Genomic DNA, 16,449 nt, shown 5'->3' with positions numbered 1-16,449 from the left:
CAGACAAAATCATGTTGCTGTCGCTGCGCTTTCGCACAGACAAAATCATGTTGCTGTCGCTACGTTAGCACTACGCTTCCGCACAGCAACAAAGCGCCAAGTCGGAACTGATATCAACTCAACGTAATGTTGATGCCCCAATTTATAAAATACTGTCCTTTTCGGCTATCATAGAAAGGAAGAGATAGAAAAGGAGTTTGTATGAAAATGAACATTAGTAATTTTTCTATTAAAAGGCCCGTCTTTACAATCGTGACAATGCTATTTGTCATTATTTTAGGTGGCGTTTCATTATTAAAAATACCTATTACGCTTATTCCAGAGCTACATCCACCAATAGGTGTGGTTGTTACCTCTTATCCTGGTGCAAATCCAACGGAGGTTAATGAAAAGATTACGAAGCCCTTGGAAGCTACCCTTGCAACTTTACCAGGAATCAAAAAACTACAGTCTACCTCGCAAGAAGGATCCAATTTAATTGTTCTTGAGTTTAATTGGTCTACCAATATAGAAGACATTCAGCTTGATGTTTTACAGCGAATTGATATGACCCCATTACCGAATGACGCTGAGAAGCCTAGATTTTTAAAATTTGACCCATCACAGTTTCCTATTATTCAGCTTTCACTACATACTGAAAATGACAAGGTAGACGTGCGGTTATTGGCAGAAGACTTGGAAAAAGAACTCCGTCGAACAGCAGGTGTCGCAAGTGTCAATGTTTCCGGTAAGCTTGTAGAAGAGATTCAAATAACTTTAGATGAAGCGAAGCTAATTGAAAAAGGAATAACTCAAGCAGATATCATACAAATTATTCAATCGAACAATGTATCACTTCCTGGTGAGCCAGTGTTAACAGATGATGGGAAAATGTTGACTACTCGTATACTAAGTACTTTAAATACACCAGAAAGCATTGCTGATTTAATCGTTTCGGTAAATCCATTAGATGGTAAAGCATTAACTGTTGGTGATGTAGCGACTGTTGAGCGCGCGGAGCAAAAATCCATTACTACAACACGAGCAAATGAGCATCCTGCAGTATTAATGTCTGTTTTACAGGAATCTGGCGCTAATACGGCAGAAGTATCAAAGGCTTTTCAAGATTCCTTAAATAAATTATTAACGAAGAAGCAATATCAAGGAATCATTGCGGATGTGCTAGTGGATCAAGGGAACTATGTGGATTTAGCGATTAGCAATATCGGATCTTCTTTACTTTTAGGCGGTTTATTCGCGATGTTTGTGCTATTTATCTTTTTACGTAGTGTGAAAAGCCCTATTATTATTGGAATCGCTATCCCATATTCGGTGATTGTCACATTTGTTTTAATGTTCTTTGCAAATTTCTCGCTCAATATTATGACATTAGGAGCGTTAGCGCTAGGCATCGGTATGCTAGTAGATAATGCTATAGTCGTTATTGAAAACATTGAACGACATTTAGGACTTGGTAAGGACCCGATAGTAGCTGCTAAGGAAGGGACAAAGGAAGTGGCACTTGCGATTACTGCCTCCACTCTCACAACTATTGCAGTATTCCTACCTGTAATGTTTATTGAAGGATTGATAGGACAAATTTTCACAGAATTTGCATTAACCATTTCCTTCAGCTTAATTGCTTCTTTAGTGGTTGCGCTAACAGTTGTCCCAATGCTTGCAAGTCGTCTTTTAAAAATGAAAGCTGCCGATATTTATGAAAAGCGTAATGAGTCGTTATTTTACAAAAGCTATAAGTCATCAGTTATTTGGGTATTGCGACACCGTATACTCGTACTAATCTCAGCAGTTGTCTGTTTTGGCATTGCATTGTTTGGTCTTATGAGAATTGGTACAGAGTTTTTACCGCCAACCGATGAAGGTTTTACATCTATAAGTGTGAATCTTGAAAAAGGTGTAGCTGTATCAGAAACAGAAAAGGTTGTTGCGAAAATTGAAGAGCGCTTAAAACAGGAGAAAGATGTTGAATTATATGTAAGCTTAATCGGTGGCACACAGCAGTCGCAAGCTCGAGGACAGACAAGTGCAAATCAAGCTGAGCTCTATGTAAAGCTTGTCCCTTTAGCAGATAGGAAGCGTTCAATTTTTGAATTTGTGGAAGAAGTTGAGCAAGATTTGCACGCAGAGCTTGGTGAGCAGGCTGAAATAACCTTTAATGTATCAACGTCAACTGGCTCTTCACCGAATACATTATCGTTTAGATTAACAGATTCTGATGAGCAACGACTGAATAGCTCCGTTAATAAAGTGCAGCAGGAGTTATTAAAGGTAAATGCTATCACAAATGTATCGACAGATTTAGATAAAACTGCAAAAGAAATCCAAGTGGAAGTAGATCGAGAAAAGGCGAAAGATTACGGATTTGTACCTGCACAAATTGCACAAATGGTCAATCAAATGACAAAGGGACAACTAACTACGCAAATAATTACGGAGGATAATGCTGTCTTACCAGTCTATACAGGATTTGGACAAGTGTTTAATGATAGTATCGCGTCATTAAAGTCGATGCAGCTGCGTTCACCTGCTGGATTATTTGTAAAACTTGAGGATATTGCAACCGTTTCTGTACAAGAAGGACCAGTATCGATTAGGCGTTCTGATCAGGCGGCAGCTGTGGCATTTTTTGTTGAGTATGAATCGAAGGAATCATTAGGGGGTGTCTCAGCTAAAGTAGACCGAGCATTGAAAAAAGCCGATCTACCATCAGAAACTCAAGTTATCTTTAGTGGAGATCGTGAGTTATATGATAGTGCCATAAATGATATGCTTTTAGCAGTTGCACTAGCAATAGTGCTTGTGTATATCGTTATGGCTGCACAATTTGAATCATTTAAATATCCATTTGTTATTATGTTCACTGTGCCATTAATGATTATTGGTGTGGCAATTGCGATGTTTGTGACGAACACGCTAATGGGTGTGACATCTGTAATTGGTATTTTGGTGCTTGTTGGTATTGTCGTGAACAACGGGATTGTACTTGTAGATTACATTAATCAGCAAAAGGCGAAAGGAATAGCTACATATGATGCTATTATAGTTGCCACACAGGATCGACTTCGCCCCATATTAATGACTGCTTTAACAACAATTTTAGGATTGTTGCCACTTGCGTTAGGCCTCGGTGAAGGAACTGAGATGAATCAACCGATGGGGATTGCAGTAATTGGGGGGCTTGTGACATCAACTTTGCTGACATTATATATTGTTCCGACTGTTTATAGCTTAATGGATAAAGAAACACGGAAGATGCAGTAGGTTTAGGGGGAATGGGAGATGGGTGTTCATTTTTTTACGGGTTTTCCAGGGTTCATTTCAAGTCAATTAATAAGAGAGTTATTCAGAAAAAATCAAACGCATGATGTTATCGTTATTGTTTTAGCTGGTGAATTAATAAAAGCAAATATGGAAAAAGACAATATATTAGCGGAGTTTCCTAAGTGTTCAATTCGTATTGTAGAGGGAGATATTACATTACCGAATCTTGGTCTAGAAAATCAAATTGTACAGGAAATTGTACCTCAGATTGAAGTACTTTGGCATTTAGCAGCAATTTATGATTTAGCAGTGCCACGTGATATAGCTTGGAAGGTTAATGTACATGGTACGACTATGGTCAATGATTTTGTTCGAGCACTTCCAAATTTAAGACGTTATATGTACTTTAGCACAGCATATGTGGCAGGCACTCGTGAGGGTGTTTTACGTGAAAATGAACTAATTCGCCCCTCTGCATTTAAAAATTATTATGAGGAAACGAAATATGAGGCTGAGCATCGTGTAGAGGATTTAAAATCAGAGATTCCATTGACAATTATTCGACCTGGTATTGTGCGTGGTCATTCTGAAACAGGAGAGACCATCAAATTTGATGGGCCATATTTCTTTTTAAATATGGTGGACAGAATAAAATGCCTGCCTTTTATTCCCTATATCGGCCATTCAAATTCAACGATAAACGTGGTTCCGGTGGATTATATTATCAATGCCTCGACTTATCTAGTGGATGAAAAAAGTGCTGAAGGGAAGACGTTGCATTTAACTGATCCACACCCGCATCCTGTGCAGGAAGTGTACCGTACAATGGTAAAATTATTAACTAACCATTATCCTAGAGGCCGTTTACCATTAATAGTAGCGAAGGTATCTTTGCAAGTCCCACTCATTCGCCAAAAGCTAGGTGTTGAGCAAGAAACTTTAGATTACTTAGTTTGGAATGCTAAGTTTGATACATCAGAGGCAGTGGATATTTTGAAAAAAGGCGATATAAAGTGTCCTGATTTTATACAGACTATGCCTAGAATGATTGATTTCTATTTAGCACATAAAGAAGATAAAAGTTATCAAATCCAGATAAAGTAGGATATTAACCAAACCATGCTAACTCTATAATGCGAATTAGTGAATAGATAATTTTGCCACTCTTATATGATAGTGCTATAATGATTTCACAGAAGAAAACCTTCGACATTTTGTCAAAGGGGAGTAGCTAACAGATACGAACGATGTATTTGGTTTCACATTCGTCAATACATGGTTTTTTACCATCGGGTGTGATAGTAAATAACTCGATGTTAATGGTAGAAGCTAATAGCATTGAGATTGAAACACTGATAAAAAGTGTCAGGTGTTTATTTACTTAGCGAGACCTTTGCCTTTTCATAGGGCAGAGGTCTTTTTCTTTTGAACTCGTTATAGTAACGACTATTTTGGGTATACAGAGCTTAGAGGAGGCATTTGAATGGAAGCGATTTTATTACAATACGGTTGGGTACTTATTGTACTAATTGTATTAGAAGGATTATTAGCAGCAGATAATGCGGTTGTGATGGCTGTTATGGTAAGGCATTTACCACGAGAGCAACAAAAAAAGGCATTATTTTATGGATTATTTGGGGCATTAATTTTCCGTTTCTCAGCTCTCTTTATCATTACGATATTAGTGAATTATTGGCAAATTCAAGCGGTGGGAGCGGCTTATTTATTATTCATGTCAGCAAAAAATATATATGACTTGCGTTATAAAAAGGATTCAATTGAAATAACTAATGATCAAGCTATGAAAAAAGGTTCTGGTTTCTGGATGACCGTGCTTAAGGTGGAAGCGGCGGATATCGCATTTGCTATCGATTCTATGCTTGCTGCCGTTGCCATTGCTGTAACTTTACCGCAGTTAGGGCACTTTGATATTGGTGGCATCAATGGTGGTCAATTTATTGTTATGTTACTTGGAGGATTTATCGGAGTCATTATGATGCGATTTGCAGCACAGTGGTTTGTAAAGGTATTAAATGACTACCCATCTCTTGAAACCGCTGCATTTTTAATTGTAGGCTGGGTAGGCGTGAAGCTTGTGGTGTTAACTTTGTCACATGAGAAAGTGGGGGTTTTACCAGCAGAGTTTCCACATTCCACTGTATGGGAGTTAACTTTCTGGATTGTGTTAGTGTCCATTGCTCTAGTAGGTTATCTAGTAGGTGTTCGATATAAAAATAAAGCTAAATAATTTTTAACAGAGGAACTGAGGCTAAGAACATAGCAGCAATTAGTTTTTTTACTCAATGATCTTGAGGTACCAATTGATTGTAAAAGAAAAAAGACTATAGGCAAACTCGAAGTTTTTTGAGTTTATCTACAGTCTGTGAGGAATAGTCGTAGCTATTCCTCTTTCTTTTTTTATGTATTTTTTCTATACTAATATCTATCGAGTTTAGCATCATGCGAGGAAGGAGTTGTTAAAGTGCCTTGGAAAAAATCTTCAAATAGGCTTGTAACACCGTTTCAGGTACTTGTTTCTTATTATTTTATAGCCATAGCGATTTCCTTCCTGTTACTACGGCTTCCAGGTGTTCATCAAGAAGGTGTGGAAATTTCATTATTAGATAGCTTATTTACTGCAGTTAGCGCGGTTAGTGTAACGGGTTTAACGACATTCAATATATCAGAAAGCTATACAACATTTGGACTCGTGATGGTCTTGGTCATTTTACAGCTTGGCGCTATTGGTATTATGTCACTTGGTACCTTTGTTTGGTTACTTGTTGGGAAAAAAATTGGTATGCGTGAGCGTCAATTAATTATGATTGACCATAACCAATATAATTTGTCTGGTGTTGTTCAATTAATTAGAGAAATATTAAAAATTTTAATTGGCATTGAAGTGATGGGGGCATTTATCTTAACTATGCACTTCATCCATTATTTCGATACGTTAGAAGAAGCTTTTCTTCATGGTGTCTTTGCCTCCATTTCTGCTACTACAAATGGCGGCTTTGATATTACAGGAATGAGTTTGCTACCGTTTCATAATGATTATTTTGTTCAACTTGTAACGATGGTGTTAATCGTACTTGGTGCCATAGGCTTCCCAGTACTAATAGAAGTGAAAACCTTTTTACTTAATCGCCATGTGAATTTTCGATTCAGCTTATTTACAAAGATAACTACCTCCACATATGCAATTTTATTTGTGGTTGGTGCTGTCGTCATATTACTGCTCGAATCATTCCATTCATTTAAGGGGATGCCTTGGCATGAGGCACTGTTTTCTGCAATGTTTCATTCTGTTTCAACACGATCAGCTGGACTGACAACATATGATGTAACAACCTTCAGTGAAGCGACAGATATTTTCATGAGCTTTTTAATGTTTATTGGTTCTTCACCAAGTTCAGTTGGTGGAGGGATACGTACAACAACGTTTGCGATGGCCATATTATTTCTAATTACCTTTTCGCGGGGAAGAGAGGATATTCAGGTATTTGGACGAGAAATACATTTAATTGATGTCTTCCGTTCATTTGTTGTTATTTTATTGGCATTTTTTATGGTATTAGTTGCGACAATTATTTTACTTATCACGGAGCCACATGCAACACTGATTCAGATCATCTTTGAAATAACATCAGCGTTCGGTACGTGTGGGATGTCCTTAGGTATTACCTCTGATTTATCAGTCATAGGAAAAATCATTATTATCATTTTGATGTTTATCGGTCGTGTCGGCTTAATTTCCTTCCTTTATTCACTTGGTGGTGGCGGTAGAGGCAAAAAATCAAAATACCATTACCCTAAGGAACGTGTCATTATTGGGTAGGTAGTGTTAGTCGTTGATATGACAGGGTTTTACTGGAGCGATTTCTTAAATTGCCCCCTTTTTGTATGCTTTGAACCCCCCTGTGGTGCAGAGGGTTCATGAAAGCTTTTAGCTGTGGACAACAAAAAAGCTCCACTCGTACAATTAAGTCAGGTCTGGTCAACCGACTTCGTACGAAAGGAGCCTCCAAAAATGGATAATAAAAGTTTAGCAACATGGAATTGTAAGTATCACATCGTGTTTGCCCCGAAATATAGAAGACAAATTATTTATGGTCAAATTAAATTTAATGCAGGTACCCATGACTGACGGGGATTTCGAAGGACTGGAAATGACCATTGAACAGAGCAGTAAATGATTTGTTCAGAAATTGTATAGTATCATAGGATATTATTAATTTTGTCAGGATGCGAAAGCAAACTAACACGCGCACCAAATACCAGGTACTTAAATTTTAAGTATTTGGTATTTTTCTTATTAAATACAAATGAATTAATAACATGATTTCGAAGGTCTAAAAATAATTATTTCACAACAAAAATTGTTCAGAAGTTGTATAGAACGCTGTGTTAATTTATAAATGTTGATTCTTATTTGAAAAAGCCCAGGCACTCAATTAATTTGAGCCTGGGCTTTTTTATTGCAAACAGAAAGCCATTCGTTTTGAGGACTGGCTTGTAATAAATTATTGAACTTCTACTTCAAATACTGCAGCTTTATCGAAGGAAACAATAGGAGCATAATGGATTTCAATTTTTCCACCTTCAATGACACCGAAGTATTGAATACCTTGAACCTTCTTACCACTTGCGATAGATCCCATACTGTTATCTAAAGGATATAACTCCATTTTATTTCCAGCTCCATCATAAACAGATAGATCCATACCATAAGACATATCAGCATCAGACAGGTTTTCTAATTCGTACTCAATCTTAATTACCTGATTTGGATTAGTTTCGTCAAATTGATTGCGGTCATCTGTTGTGCTTACAGCTTTTAATGTGAATTTCGCATTTTTAAATTCAGCAGAATCACCAACAGTTAAAGATTTTTCCTTTTGAGCTTCTTGTTCTTTATTATTTTCTGCATCTGCTTGCACTGGCTGCTTAGTGTCATTTTCCTTTGGTGTAGCTTCTTCTCCACATGCAGCAAGTCCGAGTGAAAGAACAAGAGCAGCACTGAAAATTAATTTTTTCTTCATTTGTAAATTACTCTCCTTTATGTAATATATTTGTAACATTTAAATTGTATCAATAATGGTAGTTGTTGTCAGTATAAACTGAATATCAAAATGAGTGATTTCCTTCTATAGTGGAAAAATTAAATAAATTGTCGAACATTGTAATTACAGCTGTATAGACATTATATATTTGCCCTCTATACGTAGGCTAAATAAAGAAAACAAAGAATTCGAAGATAAATTATATATTGATTTCATAATGTAAACACAGCAAAAATTACATACAAATTTAGCACTAATAAACGCGTCATTATTGGGTAAGTTAAATAGCTATTAACAATATCATTAGTTCGCAATGAAAACTCTTAGCAGGAGTTTTCATTGTGTGCTGAGAAAAACTTGTTGTATTCATAAAGTTGTCAAAAAAGTTAAAATTGTTTTTCCCGAAATAAATACAAATAAATGGGTAATATTTACAATGATTGAGTGTTATAAAGTTAAGAAATTTGCACTAAATATTTTTAGGCTTATTGTTATTCCTTTACTAACATCTGATGACCATAGAGAAGTTATGATTTTTACTTGTAATAAGTGTAATAAAAATTCTAAAAAGTAATTTTTAGATTTTAGGATGAGGTTTAAGAATTTTTTAAGTATATAAAAAAACGCTAGTCCTTATATTTATTAATGGACTAGCGTTTCTTATTATATGGAGTGGATTGTTGCAAAATATGGTGCTTGACCGTGACGGAAGTAAGTTAAAAGATAGCCGTTTTTTTGTACAATTTTGCCTTTTGAGAAATCTTGGTAATCTAGGTGATGAGGAATAATGAGTGTATGTTTAAATAACTCTTTTTCAGAAAGCTTAAAGCTAGCAAATTCTTCACCCGCAATTGTAGGATTTTCTCGTAATGCACTATAAATAGCTTTTTGTTGTTCTTCTGTTGGGCGTTCCTTCCACCATAATTTGCGTGGCTGAAACTGCTGTACCATTAAATAATCTAGCTGCATTAAGCTTTGAATGGTATTTAAATTTGCGCCTTCTACAGTTTCTAAAAACATTAGTAAGCGTAGGAATAAATCCTCTAGCTGATGACCAATACGCGACCAGCCCTTTGTTTCCCAGTACGTACCAAAACTTTGGAAGAAATCAAATGGTGTTTCAAATACTTCAGTTACCAAGTATTCAATTGTATGATCCATGCGGTGGTCATTCCAGTATTTCTCAAGTACATCCTCTGCATGTTTGATGCGTACAATATCATCAAACGTTAAGACATTGTTTGAAAAAATTTCATATGGAGCTAAGTCCACATAAGTATAGCCGAATTTTTCAGCCTCTAGACGAAGGCCTGTACCACGCAATAGTTTAAGGAATCCAAGCTGTAATTCTTCAGGTCGCATTGCGAAAACATCATTAAAGGTTTGACGGAAGCTAGCATAATCTTCCTCGGGTAAACCAGCAATTAAATCTAAATGCTGATCAATCTTTCCACCTTCTTTGACCATTGTCACTGTGCGCGTAAGTTTTTCGAAGTTTTGGCGGCGCTGCACAAGCGTGTTTGTTAAATCATTCGTTGATTGTACACCGATTTCGAAACGGAAAAGACCTCTTGGGGCGTTATCATTTAAAAATTGGATAACCTCAGGACGCATAATATCTGCAGTAATTTCAAATTGGAAAACAACCCCTGGCTTATGTTCATCGATTAAAAACTGGAACATTTCCATTGCATAGCTACGACTTATATTAAAGGTACGATCGACAAATTTAATCGTACGAGCACCGTTGTCCATCAAGAAGCGAATATCTTCTTTTATTTTTTCACGATTAAAGTAACGAACCCCTACTTCAATAGAAGATAAACAAAATTGACAGCTAAATGGACAGCCGCGACTTGTTTCTATATATTGAATTCGTTTGCTTAGATGAGGAAGATCCTCCTCAAAACGAAATGGACTCGGTAATTCACGTAAGTCTATTTTTGGTGGCTGAGCGTGAATGCGGACTTTACCATCCTCTAAATAGCAAATCCCTGGAACATCCTCCAATGCAATTTCTCCGTGTAAATAACGTAGTAATTGTTTAAAGGAAGTTTCTCCTTCACCCATAATAATGAAATCAATCTCTTCAATTCGACGTAACCAATGGTGGACATCGTAAGATACTTCTGGTCCTCCGAGCAAAATTTTAACATTTGGACAGACAGTTTTTAACATTTTAATAACGTGAATAGTTTCTTCAATGTTCCAAATGTAGCAACTAAATCCTACAATATCAGGTTTTTTTTGAAATAAATCTGATACAATATTAAAAGCAGGATCTTTAATTGTATATTCTGCAATGACTGGGTTAAATTCTGGTAAAGCAGCACCTTTTAAATAACGCAAAGCTAAATTTGTGTGAATATACTTTGCATTTAAAGTAGTTAAAATAGTATTCATGCAATAATCTTCCTTTCAATTTCTAATTGTAACAGTCAAGTTGCTGTCATACAATATAATCCTTTTTACCTATTTATTTTGTGAACAGTTCGTGAAATAATTTTAAATACTTAAATTTACTAAATTTTGTAATAATAGAATCGTGCAGTCATAAAGTATAGTAAAGGCTCAAAATTCGATTTAGAGGTTTTTTACTCTTTTGAAAGGTTCGGTGAGAAAGTTGAAGCAAAATGATATTAATCAATGTTTTGGAAATCTTATGAAAAGTACTTCGTCACCAACACTTATTCTGAATAAAGCAGGAAAAATTTTGAATGTAAATGAGGCTGCTATTAAACTTTTTAACCTTAATTTAACGTATATTGGCTATCTAGCTATGGACGAGCCATCAAATCTAAAATGGACAAAGTTTGTCAAACAAATACAAAGTGATTTAAGATCAGAAGAAATCTTTAATATTCGTACTGCTGGAAACGAATTTGAAATGATGTCCTTCAAATGTTTTTATGATCCGAACACTGAAGAAATTGTTGCACAAATCTCAACGTTAAATAATGATATAGCTCATGAATTATATGTTAGTCAAGAGCAAGAGAGATTACAGTCTTTCAATGCTTATGATCACTTACCATACGCTGTTATTGTAAGTGATGCTAGCGGGATAATTCTTGGGCTAAATAGGTATGCTGAGATGTATTTAAGAATAGAAAAATCGCAGCTTCTTCACAAGGCACATCAACACATATTTGATTCATTTACGATGAAGAAAGGTCAAATTATAACATACCTATCTAAACTAATGGGTGAAAAAAATGCAAGTATTCATGTAATAGATGAAACTCAAGTTAGTAGAACTTGTTATTATGAAATCTCCAGTATTTTTGATGAATATAATAATATCATTGTCACAGTCATTAATGATGAAACGGAGAAGAAGCAACTTCAACACAAAGTTGAGCATCAGCAAGCTTTAAATGTTGTGGGTCAAATGGCTGCGAGTATTGCCCATGAAATTCGTAATCCATTAACATCGTTGAAGGGTTTTACCGAATTACTAAAGCTAAATGCTGATGATGAGTCACGCATGTATTTATCAGTTATTGATAGTGAACTTCAGCGTATGGAACAAATTTTATCCGAGCTTTTAGTATTGTCCAAGCCAACAAGTATGAAGGTGGAATTATTAGAGCTAGACAATATTGTAAAGCAAGTGATTGAGTTTATGCTTCCAGATGCACTTATGAAAAATATTATGATTCAATATATGTCTCCTTCTAATCAAGTTTACATTGGTGGTAATGAAAATCGTTTAAAACAAGTATTCATGAATCTTATAAAAAATGCGATGGAGTCCATGAATAACGGTGGAACCATTACAGTAGAAATGAATGTCATTGACTGTACGATTGTAGAACTAAGGATTAAAGATGAAGGTGCTGGTATGGACAGTACTACCCTTCAAAACTTATTCCAACCTTTTTACACGACTAAGTCATCAGGGACAGGACTGGGCCTTGCATTCGTGAAAAAGGTGATTGAAGAGCATGAAGGTGTAATTGGTGTGAATAGTGAATTACAGAAGGGGACATGCTTCCACTTGCAATTCCCAATTTACACATTTAATCAGATGGATACAATGGATGTATCCACAAAAGATTCTGCTTATTTAGTAACATAGAGAAAGTAAATATGGTTGTATAAAATGCCATAAATGGAACGGAATCAAATATTGCTTTTGACATTGCTTTTCTAAAATCGCTATAATGGCATGTATAAAGCGAATTGAGAGGAAAAGAATATGACGTCAGAAGATTTAAGACAATCTTTAAAATTATATATTGTATTATCGCGTGCACTTAAAGCAATTAATGAAAAGACCCATCAATTATTTCAGGATAATGGTTTGAATCCAACTGAATTTGCTGTATTAGAGCTTCTTTATCATAAAGGAAGACAACCCTTACAGCAAATTGGCAATAAAATTTTGCTAGCCAGTGGGTCTATTACGTATGTCATTGATAAGCTTGAAAAAAGAGGGTATTTATTACGTGTCTCTTGTCCATCGGATCGTCGTGTTACTTATGCTGAAATCACAGAAAAAGGTGAGGCGTTCATGGGAGAGCTATTTCCAAAACACGAACAGCATTTACATGAACTAATGAGTGTGCTTTCAGTAGAAGAAAGAGACGAAGCCATTACTTTAATAAAAAAATTAGGGTTGTCTATTAAGGATTTGTCTTATTAAAAAGAGTTGTCTCAATGAATTTGAGGCAACTCTTTTATATATGAGTTTTGAAATAGACATGGGCCAGTCCCCCAGCGTTTCACGCGTAGAGCAAACCAACAGTTATATTGGTGGTATATTGTTGAAAAACAAAATGGTCGGAAAGTCTTAGTGAATATTAGGCACTTTAGCTGAGGTGATTTCCGTTCCAGGCTACTCGCTTTGTTGTTGCTGTCGCTACGCTTTCGCACAGATAAAACAATTGCTGACGCTTCGCTTTCGCACAGAGCAAGGCTTCCTGTGGGCGAGCGCCGAGCCGCTTCCTCCGCTAAAGGAACGAAGGCTAAGTGCGTCACGTCCTGTGACAATGCCTTCGTGACCAACATCGTGTTGGCCTCAGGGTCTCGCCTGTCTCGCTTTCCCACGGGAGTCGAGTAGCCTTCCACTCCAATCAAAAATAGCGTAACCTTTTATAAATTTACTGTATATCAAAAGCCTACTCATCGTAATTGGACAGAGTGATTTATGTACCGATTGCAAGCATATAAAAGCATATGTTGCTGTCTCTCCGCTTTCGCACCCGTTTTCTTTTGCATATAAAACACTCAGTGTTGAGCTATCAATTTATCACTATAAATTAATGTGAATGCAGGAAGATACACACTTAGTGAAATGGTTGATTGGAGTGGAGACTGGTCGACTCCTTGGGGATTAGCGTCACAGATGAGACCCTGGAGCGAGCAACGCGAGTGAAGCGGCTCATCGGACGCCCCCAGGAAAGCGACCAGTCGGAACGGAAATCAACCCCTCAGTTTGCCGAAAAGTTATACTTTTTTTAAATCACTATAATTTCATTGACATAATAGTTTTTCAACACTATGAAATTACCAGTTATATTGGTGGTTCGGATTTTAGAGTAGTCGCTTTTGTGGCTTAAAAGGCTCTATATCAATTGATAGGTGAGGTGCAACTAAAACCGTACCGACGAATGCTATCGCCTCTTACACATAGTCGTAGAGCTAATATCAATAATAAAAAGACTGTAGAACAAGTTGTCTACAGTCTTCCTTGACGTATTATTTTTTAGAAATGGTTGCTGCCATATTGAGCATAGCATCTGTTAAATCCTGATCATTATTATCATGAATTGTTAGTTTTGTAATTAAGCCGTCTTTTTCAAAAACAACGCCTGTCACTTTTTCTTTTTCTGTATCGAATTCAACAACGTAGCCCTCAATGTTTTTAACATCCTTAAATGCAGCTAGATTCTCAGCAGATAATGCTACTGTTTCACCAACAGCATTCATATAATCTTGCATGGATGTTTTTACATCAACAAAGCTCGATTCTGAAGCATCAATTGTTTCAATACGCATAAACACTTGATCATTTTCATTTGAAACTAACATGTCTTTACCAGGTTCTTCTTGAGAAAGTGTAAATCCTGGTAGTTGTTGCATTTTATAGTCTTGTTCAGCACTTTTAGATTCAGTTGCCTTTTCAGTTTTATCTACACCTTTTTGTACGTATTGAACTTCTTGTTGCGGCTTAGTAGCAGAAGTGTCTGTTTCAGTATCATTTGATGTAGGCGTTTCTGGTGATTCACCAGTAGTTTCATCGTCAGATGGTTGTTGTTCAGCCGATGTATTTGATGGCTCGTTTTCTTGAGCATCAGAATTCTCTGTTTTATCAGAAGTATTACATCCTACAACTAAAATGGCTGTTAGTAATAAGGCAAATAAGGAAAATAATTTTTTTGGCATGAAAAGCCCTCCTTTTCTAAATTAAACGTTGGTTAAGATAAAATGTTTCCAAATTTTAATGTTATGATAAAGGTAACACTAAAAACAATAATAGTACAAAAACTACATGGGCAACAATAACAAGTGGCATACTTTTACGCCATTCATATAAAAAGCCCCAAATTAGGCTAGTTACAAGTGCAGCAACCATACCAAGCATAAAGCCACTTAATGCAATGGAGATAGCGCATAAAATTGCAGTGACAATAACAGCCAAAGTGGGACGCATAAAGCGTTTCAGCTGTTGTTGAATATAGCCGCGCCAAAATAGTTCTTCACCAATAGCAACTATGAATACGAGTAAAATATAGTGCCAAATATTTTGTGGTCCATAATTTGCTAGAAATTTTTGTACTGTTTGAACTAACGAATCACTAATGTATGGTGTTAGCCAATAGCCAAAACGTATGATACCGTATGTTATTGTACCGTATCCGATACCAAAAAGTAAAAATTGCCAGGTTGGTAACTGATCTTCGATTTTACCAACCAAAATTGCAATGGCAATACATACAAGTAAAGTAAATGTATATAAGTACCAAAATACAGTTTGGTTAGCAAAGGTAAAAGCTAGCATGCCATAAACGAATAATAAAGAAAGGAGAAGTATTATTGTTTGTTTCGAATTTGTAAGCATAATTCGACCTCCATGCATTGATTTTATCAAAAAAAAAGCCCCATATCATCTATAAAGACAAATAGGGACTATTCAGACTATTAAGCTTCATTTGTATATAAAATTTTGTAGCGTTTATGGTTGACGACCGTTTTTTCTTCAATTTCAAGGGAATCAAAATTCTCCATGTATGTTAAATCAACGATCACCGAATTTTCATTTACCTTTTCGACTATACCTTGTAAGCCATCTTTAAACTCGATAATATTTCCAACTTCAGCTATTTTCACAGACAGTCAGCTCCTTCATCGACTAATAATATACAGTTTGCAATAAAAAATGAAATACGTAAAGCTTTTTTTGAATAATTCATAATTTAATACACAAAATGATTAAATAGAAAGGAATAGTATTAATGGAAAAATACGAAAACATGCTTAAACAACTACAAAATGGGGAATTAAACAGTATAGAAATTGAAAAGGAACAATTTTATGAATTTCGAGAAGTACTTGTAAAACACCCTTTATTCAAACATTTCAGAGGTGAGGCCAAACAAAATGGACGAGTGATTTACACTTATTTGGAAATTCCTAGAAGCTAATTTGTCGAACATTGTCGTAAGTTAATGCTGTAAGAAATGAAATATAAATGTATAATAATGGTATGATTATTTGTATGTGGAGGGTTGCATGAATGGTCAATCTACTCTTGAAACAAATGGAACAAACTCGTGAGATGATGATTCGCTCAGGTGTAGAAAACGGGTTACAAAATGCAAAAACCATTCAACTGAGTCGCAGATTAGATCAGTTAATGAACACTTACTATAGACAGACAACATTTGAAGACGAAGAAGATCAAGAAGAGTAAATAGAATGTTCCAGTATTCAGAGTATAAACTTTTTAAAAAATATGTTTAAAAAGCATTCAATGGGGGATACTTATAAAGAACACAGCAACATTCTCATTTCCCCCTTTAGAGCAGTGACACCCCATCACTTGCTCTCTTTTTTGTTTATTCGTATATATGCTAAATATAAAAATTTTAGTACAAGTCATAAGGAGAGTTTGAATTTT

At 35.8% G+C, this 16,449-nt stretch carries 13 protein-coding genes and 1 pseudogene; 9 read left to right on the top strand and 5 right to left on the bottom strand.

Annotation, left to right across the window (positions count from 1 at the left end; translation table 11 throughout):
- The first annotated feature begins 207 nt into the window (after nucleotides 1–207).
- From ACIQXF_RS09005 to ACIQXF_RS08985, 5 genes and pseudogenes are all read left to right on the top strand, one after another.
- Nucleotides 208–3,261, top strand: coding sequence for an efflux RND transporter permease subunit (locus tag ACIQXF_RS09005; protein ID WP_402781697.1), 3,054 nt, complete (start codon nucleotides 208–210; stop codon nucleotides 3,259–3,261).
- An 18-nt stretch (nucleotides 3,262–3,279) separates the two neighbouring features.
- The gene (locus ACIQXF_RS09000) at nucleotides 3,280–4,365 is read left to right on the top strand and encodes an SDR family oxidoreductase (protein WP_402781694.1); all 1,086 of its coding nucleotides are present in this window, start codon (nucleotides 3,280–3,282) and stop codon (nucleotides 4,363–4,365) included.
- A 379-nt stretch (nucleotides 4,366–4,744) separates the two neighbouring features.
- Nucleotides 4,745–5,509 (top strand): TerC family protein, encoded by a 765-nt coding sequence (locus tag ACIQXF_RS08995; protein ID WP_402781691.1) that lies wholly within the window; start codon nucleotides 4,745–4,747, stop codon nucleotides 5,507–5,509.
- Nucleotides 5,510–5,743: 234 nt separating this feature from the next.
- Nucleotides 5,744–7,099 (top strand): TrkH family potassium uptake protein, encoded by a 1,356-nt coding sequence (locus ACIQXF_RS08990; RefSeq protein WP_402781688.1) that lies wholly within the window; start codon nucleotides 5,744–5,746, stop codon nucleotides 7,097–7,099.
- Between the two features lie 192 nt (nucleotides 7,100–7,291).
- Nucleotides 7,292–7,396 (top strand): annotated as a pseudogene (locus ACIQXF_RS08985) (transposase); the annotation flags it as partial.
- 388 nt (nucleotides 7,397–7,784) lie between these two features.
- Here the strand turns inward: ACIQXF_RS08985 and ACIQXF_RS08980 are convergent.
- Nucleotides 7,785–8,303, bottom strand: a complete 519-nt coding sequence (locus ACIQXF_RS08980) for a DUF4352 domain-containing protein (protein ID WP_402781685.1) — start codon at nucleotides 8,301–8,303, stop codon at nucleotides 7,785–7,787.
- A gap of 684 nt (nucleotides 8,304–8,987) precedes the next feature.
- On the bottom strand, nucleotides 8,988–10,727 hold the full coding sequence (locus ACIQXF_RS08975) for a B12-binding domain-containing radical SAM protein (protein ID WP_402781682.1): 1,740 nt from the start codon (nucleotides 10,725–10,727) through the stop codon (nucleotides 8,988–8,990).
- Between the two features lie 259 nt (nucleotides 10,728–10,986).
- Here ACIQXF_RS08975 and ACIQXF_RS08970 point away from each other — a divergent pair, with 259 nt between their 5' ends.
- Together ACIQXF_RS08970 and ACIQXF_RS08965 are read left to right on the top strand one after the other, a co-directional pair.
- Complete coding sequence (locus tag ACIQXF_RS08970) at nucleotides 10,987–12,405, top strand: PAS domain-containing sensor histidine kinase (protein ID WP_402781679.1); 1,419 nt, start codon at nucleotides 10,987–10,989, stop codon at nucleotides 12,403–12,405.
- A 120-nt stretch (nucleotides 12,406–12,525) separates the two neighbouring features.
- Nucleotides 12,526–12,972, top strand: coding sequence for a MarR family winged helix-turn-helix transcriptional regulator (locus ACIQXF_RS08965; protein WP_402781676.1), 447 nt, complete (start codon nucleotides 12,526–12,528; stop codon nucleotides 12,970–12,972).
- A gap of 1,055 nt (nucleotides 12,973–14,027) precedes the next feature.
- Here the strand turns inward: ACIQXF_RS08965 and ACIQXF_RS08960 are convergent.
- The 3 genes from ACIQXF_RS08960 to ACIQXF_RS08950 all read right to left on the bottom strand — a co-directional run bounded on the left by ACIQXF_RS08960 (nucleotide 14,028) and on the right by ACIQXF_RS08950 (nucleotide 15,659).
- Complete coding sequence (locus tag ACIQXF_RS08960; RefSeq protein ID WP_402781674.1) at nucleotides 14,028–14,714, bottom strand: hypothetical protein; 687 nt, start codon at nucleotides 14,712–14,714, stop codon at nucleotides 14,028–14,030.
- A 61-nt stretch (nucleotides 14,715–14,775) separates the two neighbouring features.
- On the bottom strand, nucleotides 14,776–15,390 hold the full coding sequence (locus tag ACIQXF_RS08955; protein WP_402781671.1) for a CPBP family intramembrane glutamic endopeptidase: 615 nt from the start codon (nucleotides 15,388–15,390) through the stop codon (nucleotides 14,776–14,778).
- Between the two features lie 80 nt (nucleotides 15,391–15,470).
- Entirely contained in the window at nucleotides 15,471–15,659 is a 189-nt protein-coding gene (locus ACIQXF_RS08950; protein ID WP_053483503.1) for a YkvS family protein, read from the bottom strand.
- Nucleotides 15,660–15,784: 125 nt separating this feature from the next.
- On the opposite strand from ACIQXF_RS08950, the gene ACIQXF_RS08945 reads away from it, so the two are divergent.
- Both ACIQXF_RS08945 and ACIQXF_RS08940 read left to right on the top strand, forming a co-directional pair.
- Nucleotides 15,785–15,973, top strand: coding sequence for a hypothetical protein (locus tag ACIQXF_RS08945; RefSeq protein WP_402781668.1), 189 nt, complete (start codon nucleotides 15,785–15,787; stop codon nucleotides 15,971–15,973).
- Between the two features lie 92 nt (nucleotides 15,974–16,065).
- A complete protein-coding gene (locus ACIQXF_RS08940; RefSeq protein ID WP_402781665.1) occupies nucleotides 16,066–16,242 on the top strand; it encodes a Spo0E family sporulation regulatory protein-aspartic acid phosphatase in 177 nt (58 codons plus the stop codon).
- Nucleotides 16,243–16,449 lie beyond the last annotated feature (207 nt).

This window comes from Lysinibacillus sp. NPDC097231, assembly GCF_044761885.1.
In the GTDB taxonomy this organism is placed as follows: Bacteria; Bacillota; Bacilli; order Bacillales_A; family Planococcaceae; genus Lysinibacillus.
Note: the sequence above shows the minus strand (reverse complement) of the source record. Positions and strands in the feature narration are given on the sequence as shown.

Bases quoted from the DNA above. Each gene is read 5' to 3' on its own strand.
- ACIQXF_RS09005 (WP_402781697.1), top strand. From the start codon at position 208: ATGAACATTAGTAATTTTTCTATTAAAAGGCCCGTCTTTACAATCGTG.
- ACIQXF_RS09000 (WP_402781694.1), top strand. From the start codon at position 3,280: ATGGGTGTTCATTTTTTTACGGGTTTTCCAGGGTTCATTTCAAGTCAA.
- ACIQXF_RS08995 (WP_402781691.1), top strand. From the start codon at position 4,745: ATGGAAGCGATTTTATTACAATACGGTTGGGTACTTATTGTACTAATT.
- ACIQXF_RS08980 (WP_402781685.1), bottom strand. From the start codon at position 8,303: ATGAAGAAAAAATTAATTTTCAGTGCTGCTCTTGTTCTTTCACTCGGA.
- ACIQXF_RS08975 (WP_402781682.1), bottom strand. From the start codon at position 10,727: ATGAATACTATTTTAACTACTTTAAATGCAAAGTATATTCACACAAAT.
- ACIQXF_RS08970 (WP_402781679.1), top strand. From the start codon at position 10,987: ATGAAAAGTACTTCGTCACCAACACTTATTCTGAATAAAGCAGGAAAA.
- ACIQXF_RS08965 (WP_402781676.1), top strand. From the start codon at position 12,526: ATGACGTCAGAAGATTTAAGACAATCTTTAAAATTATATATTGTATTA.
- ACIQXF_RS08960 (WP_402781674.1), bottom strand. From the start codon at position 14,714: ATGCCAAAAAAATTATTTTCCTTATTTGCCTTATTACTAACAGCCATT.
- ACIQXF_RS08955 (WP_402781671.1), bottom strand. From the start codon at position 15,390: ATGCTTACAAATTCGAAACAAACAATAATACTTCTCCTTTCTTTATTA.
- ACIQXF_RS08945 (WP_402781668.1), top strand. From the start codon at position 15,785: ATGGAAAAATACGAAAACATGCTTAAACAACTACAAAATGGGGAATTA.
- ACIQXF_RS08940 (WP_402781665.1), top strand. From the start codon at position 16,066: ATGGTCAATCTACTCTTGAAACAAATGGAACAAACTCGTGAGATGATG.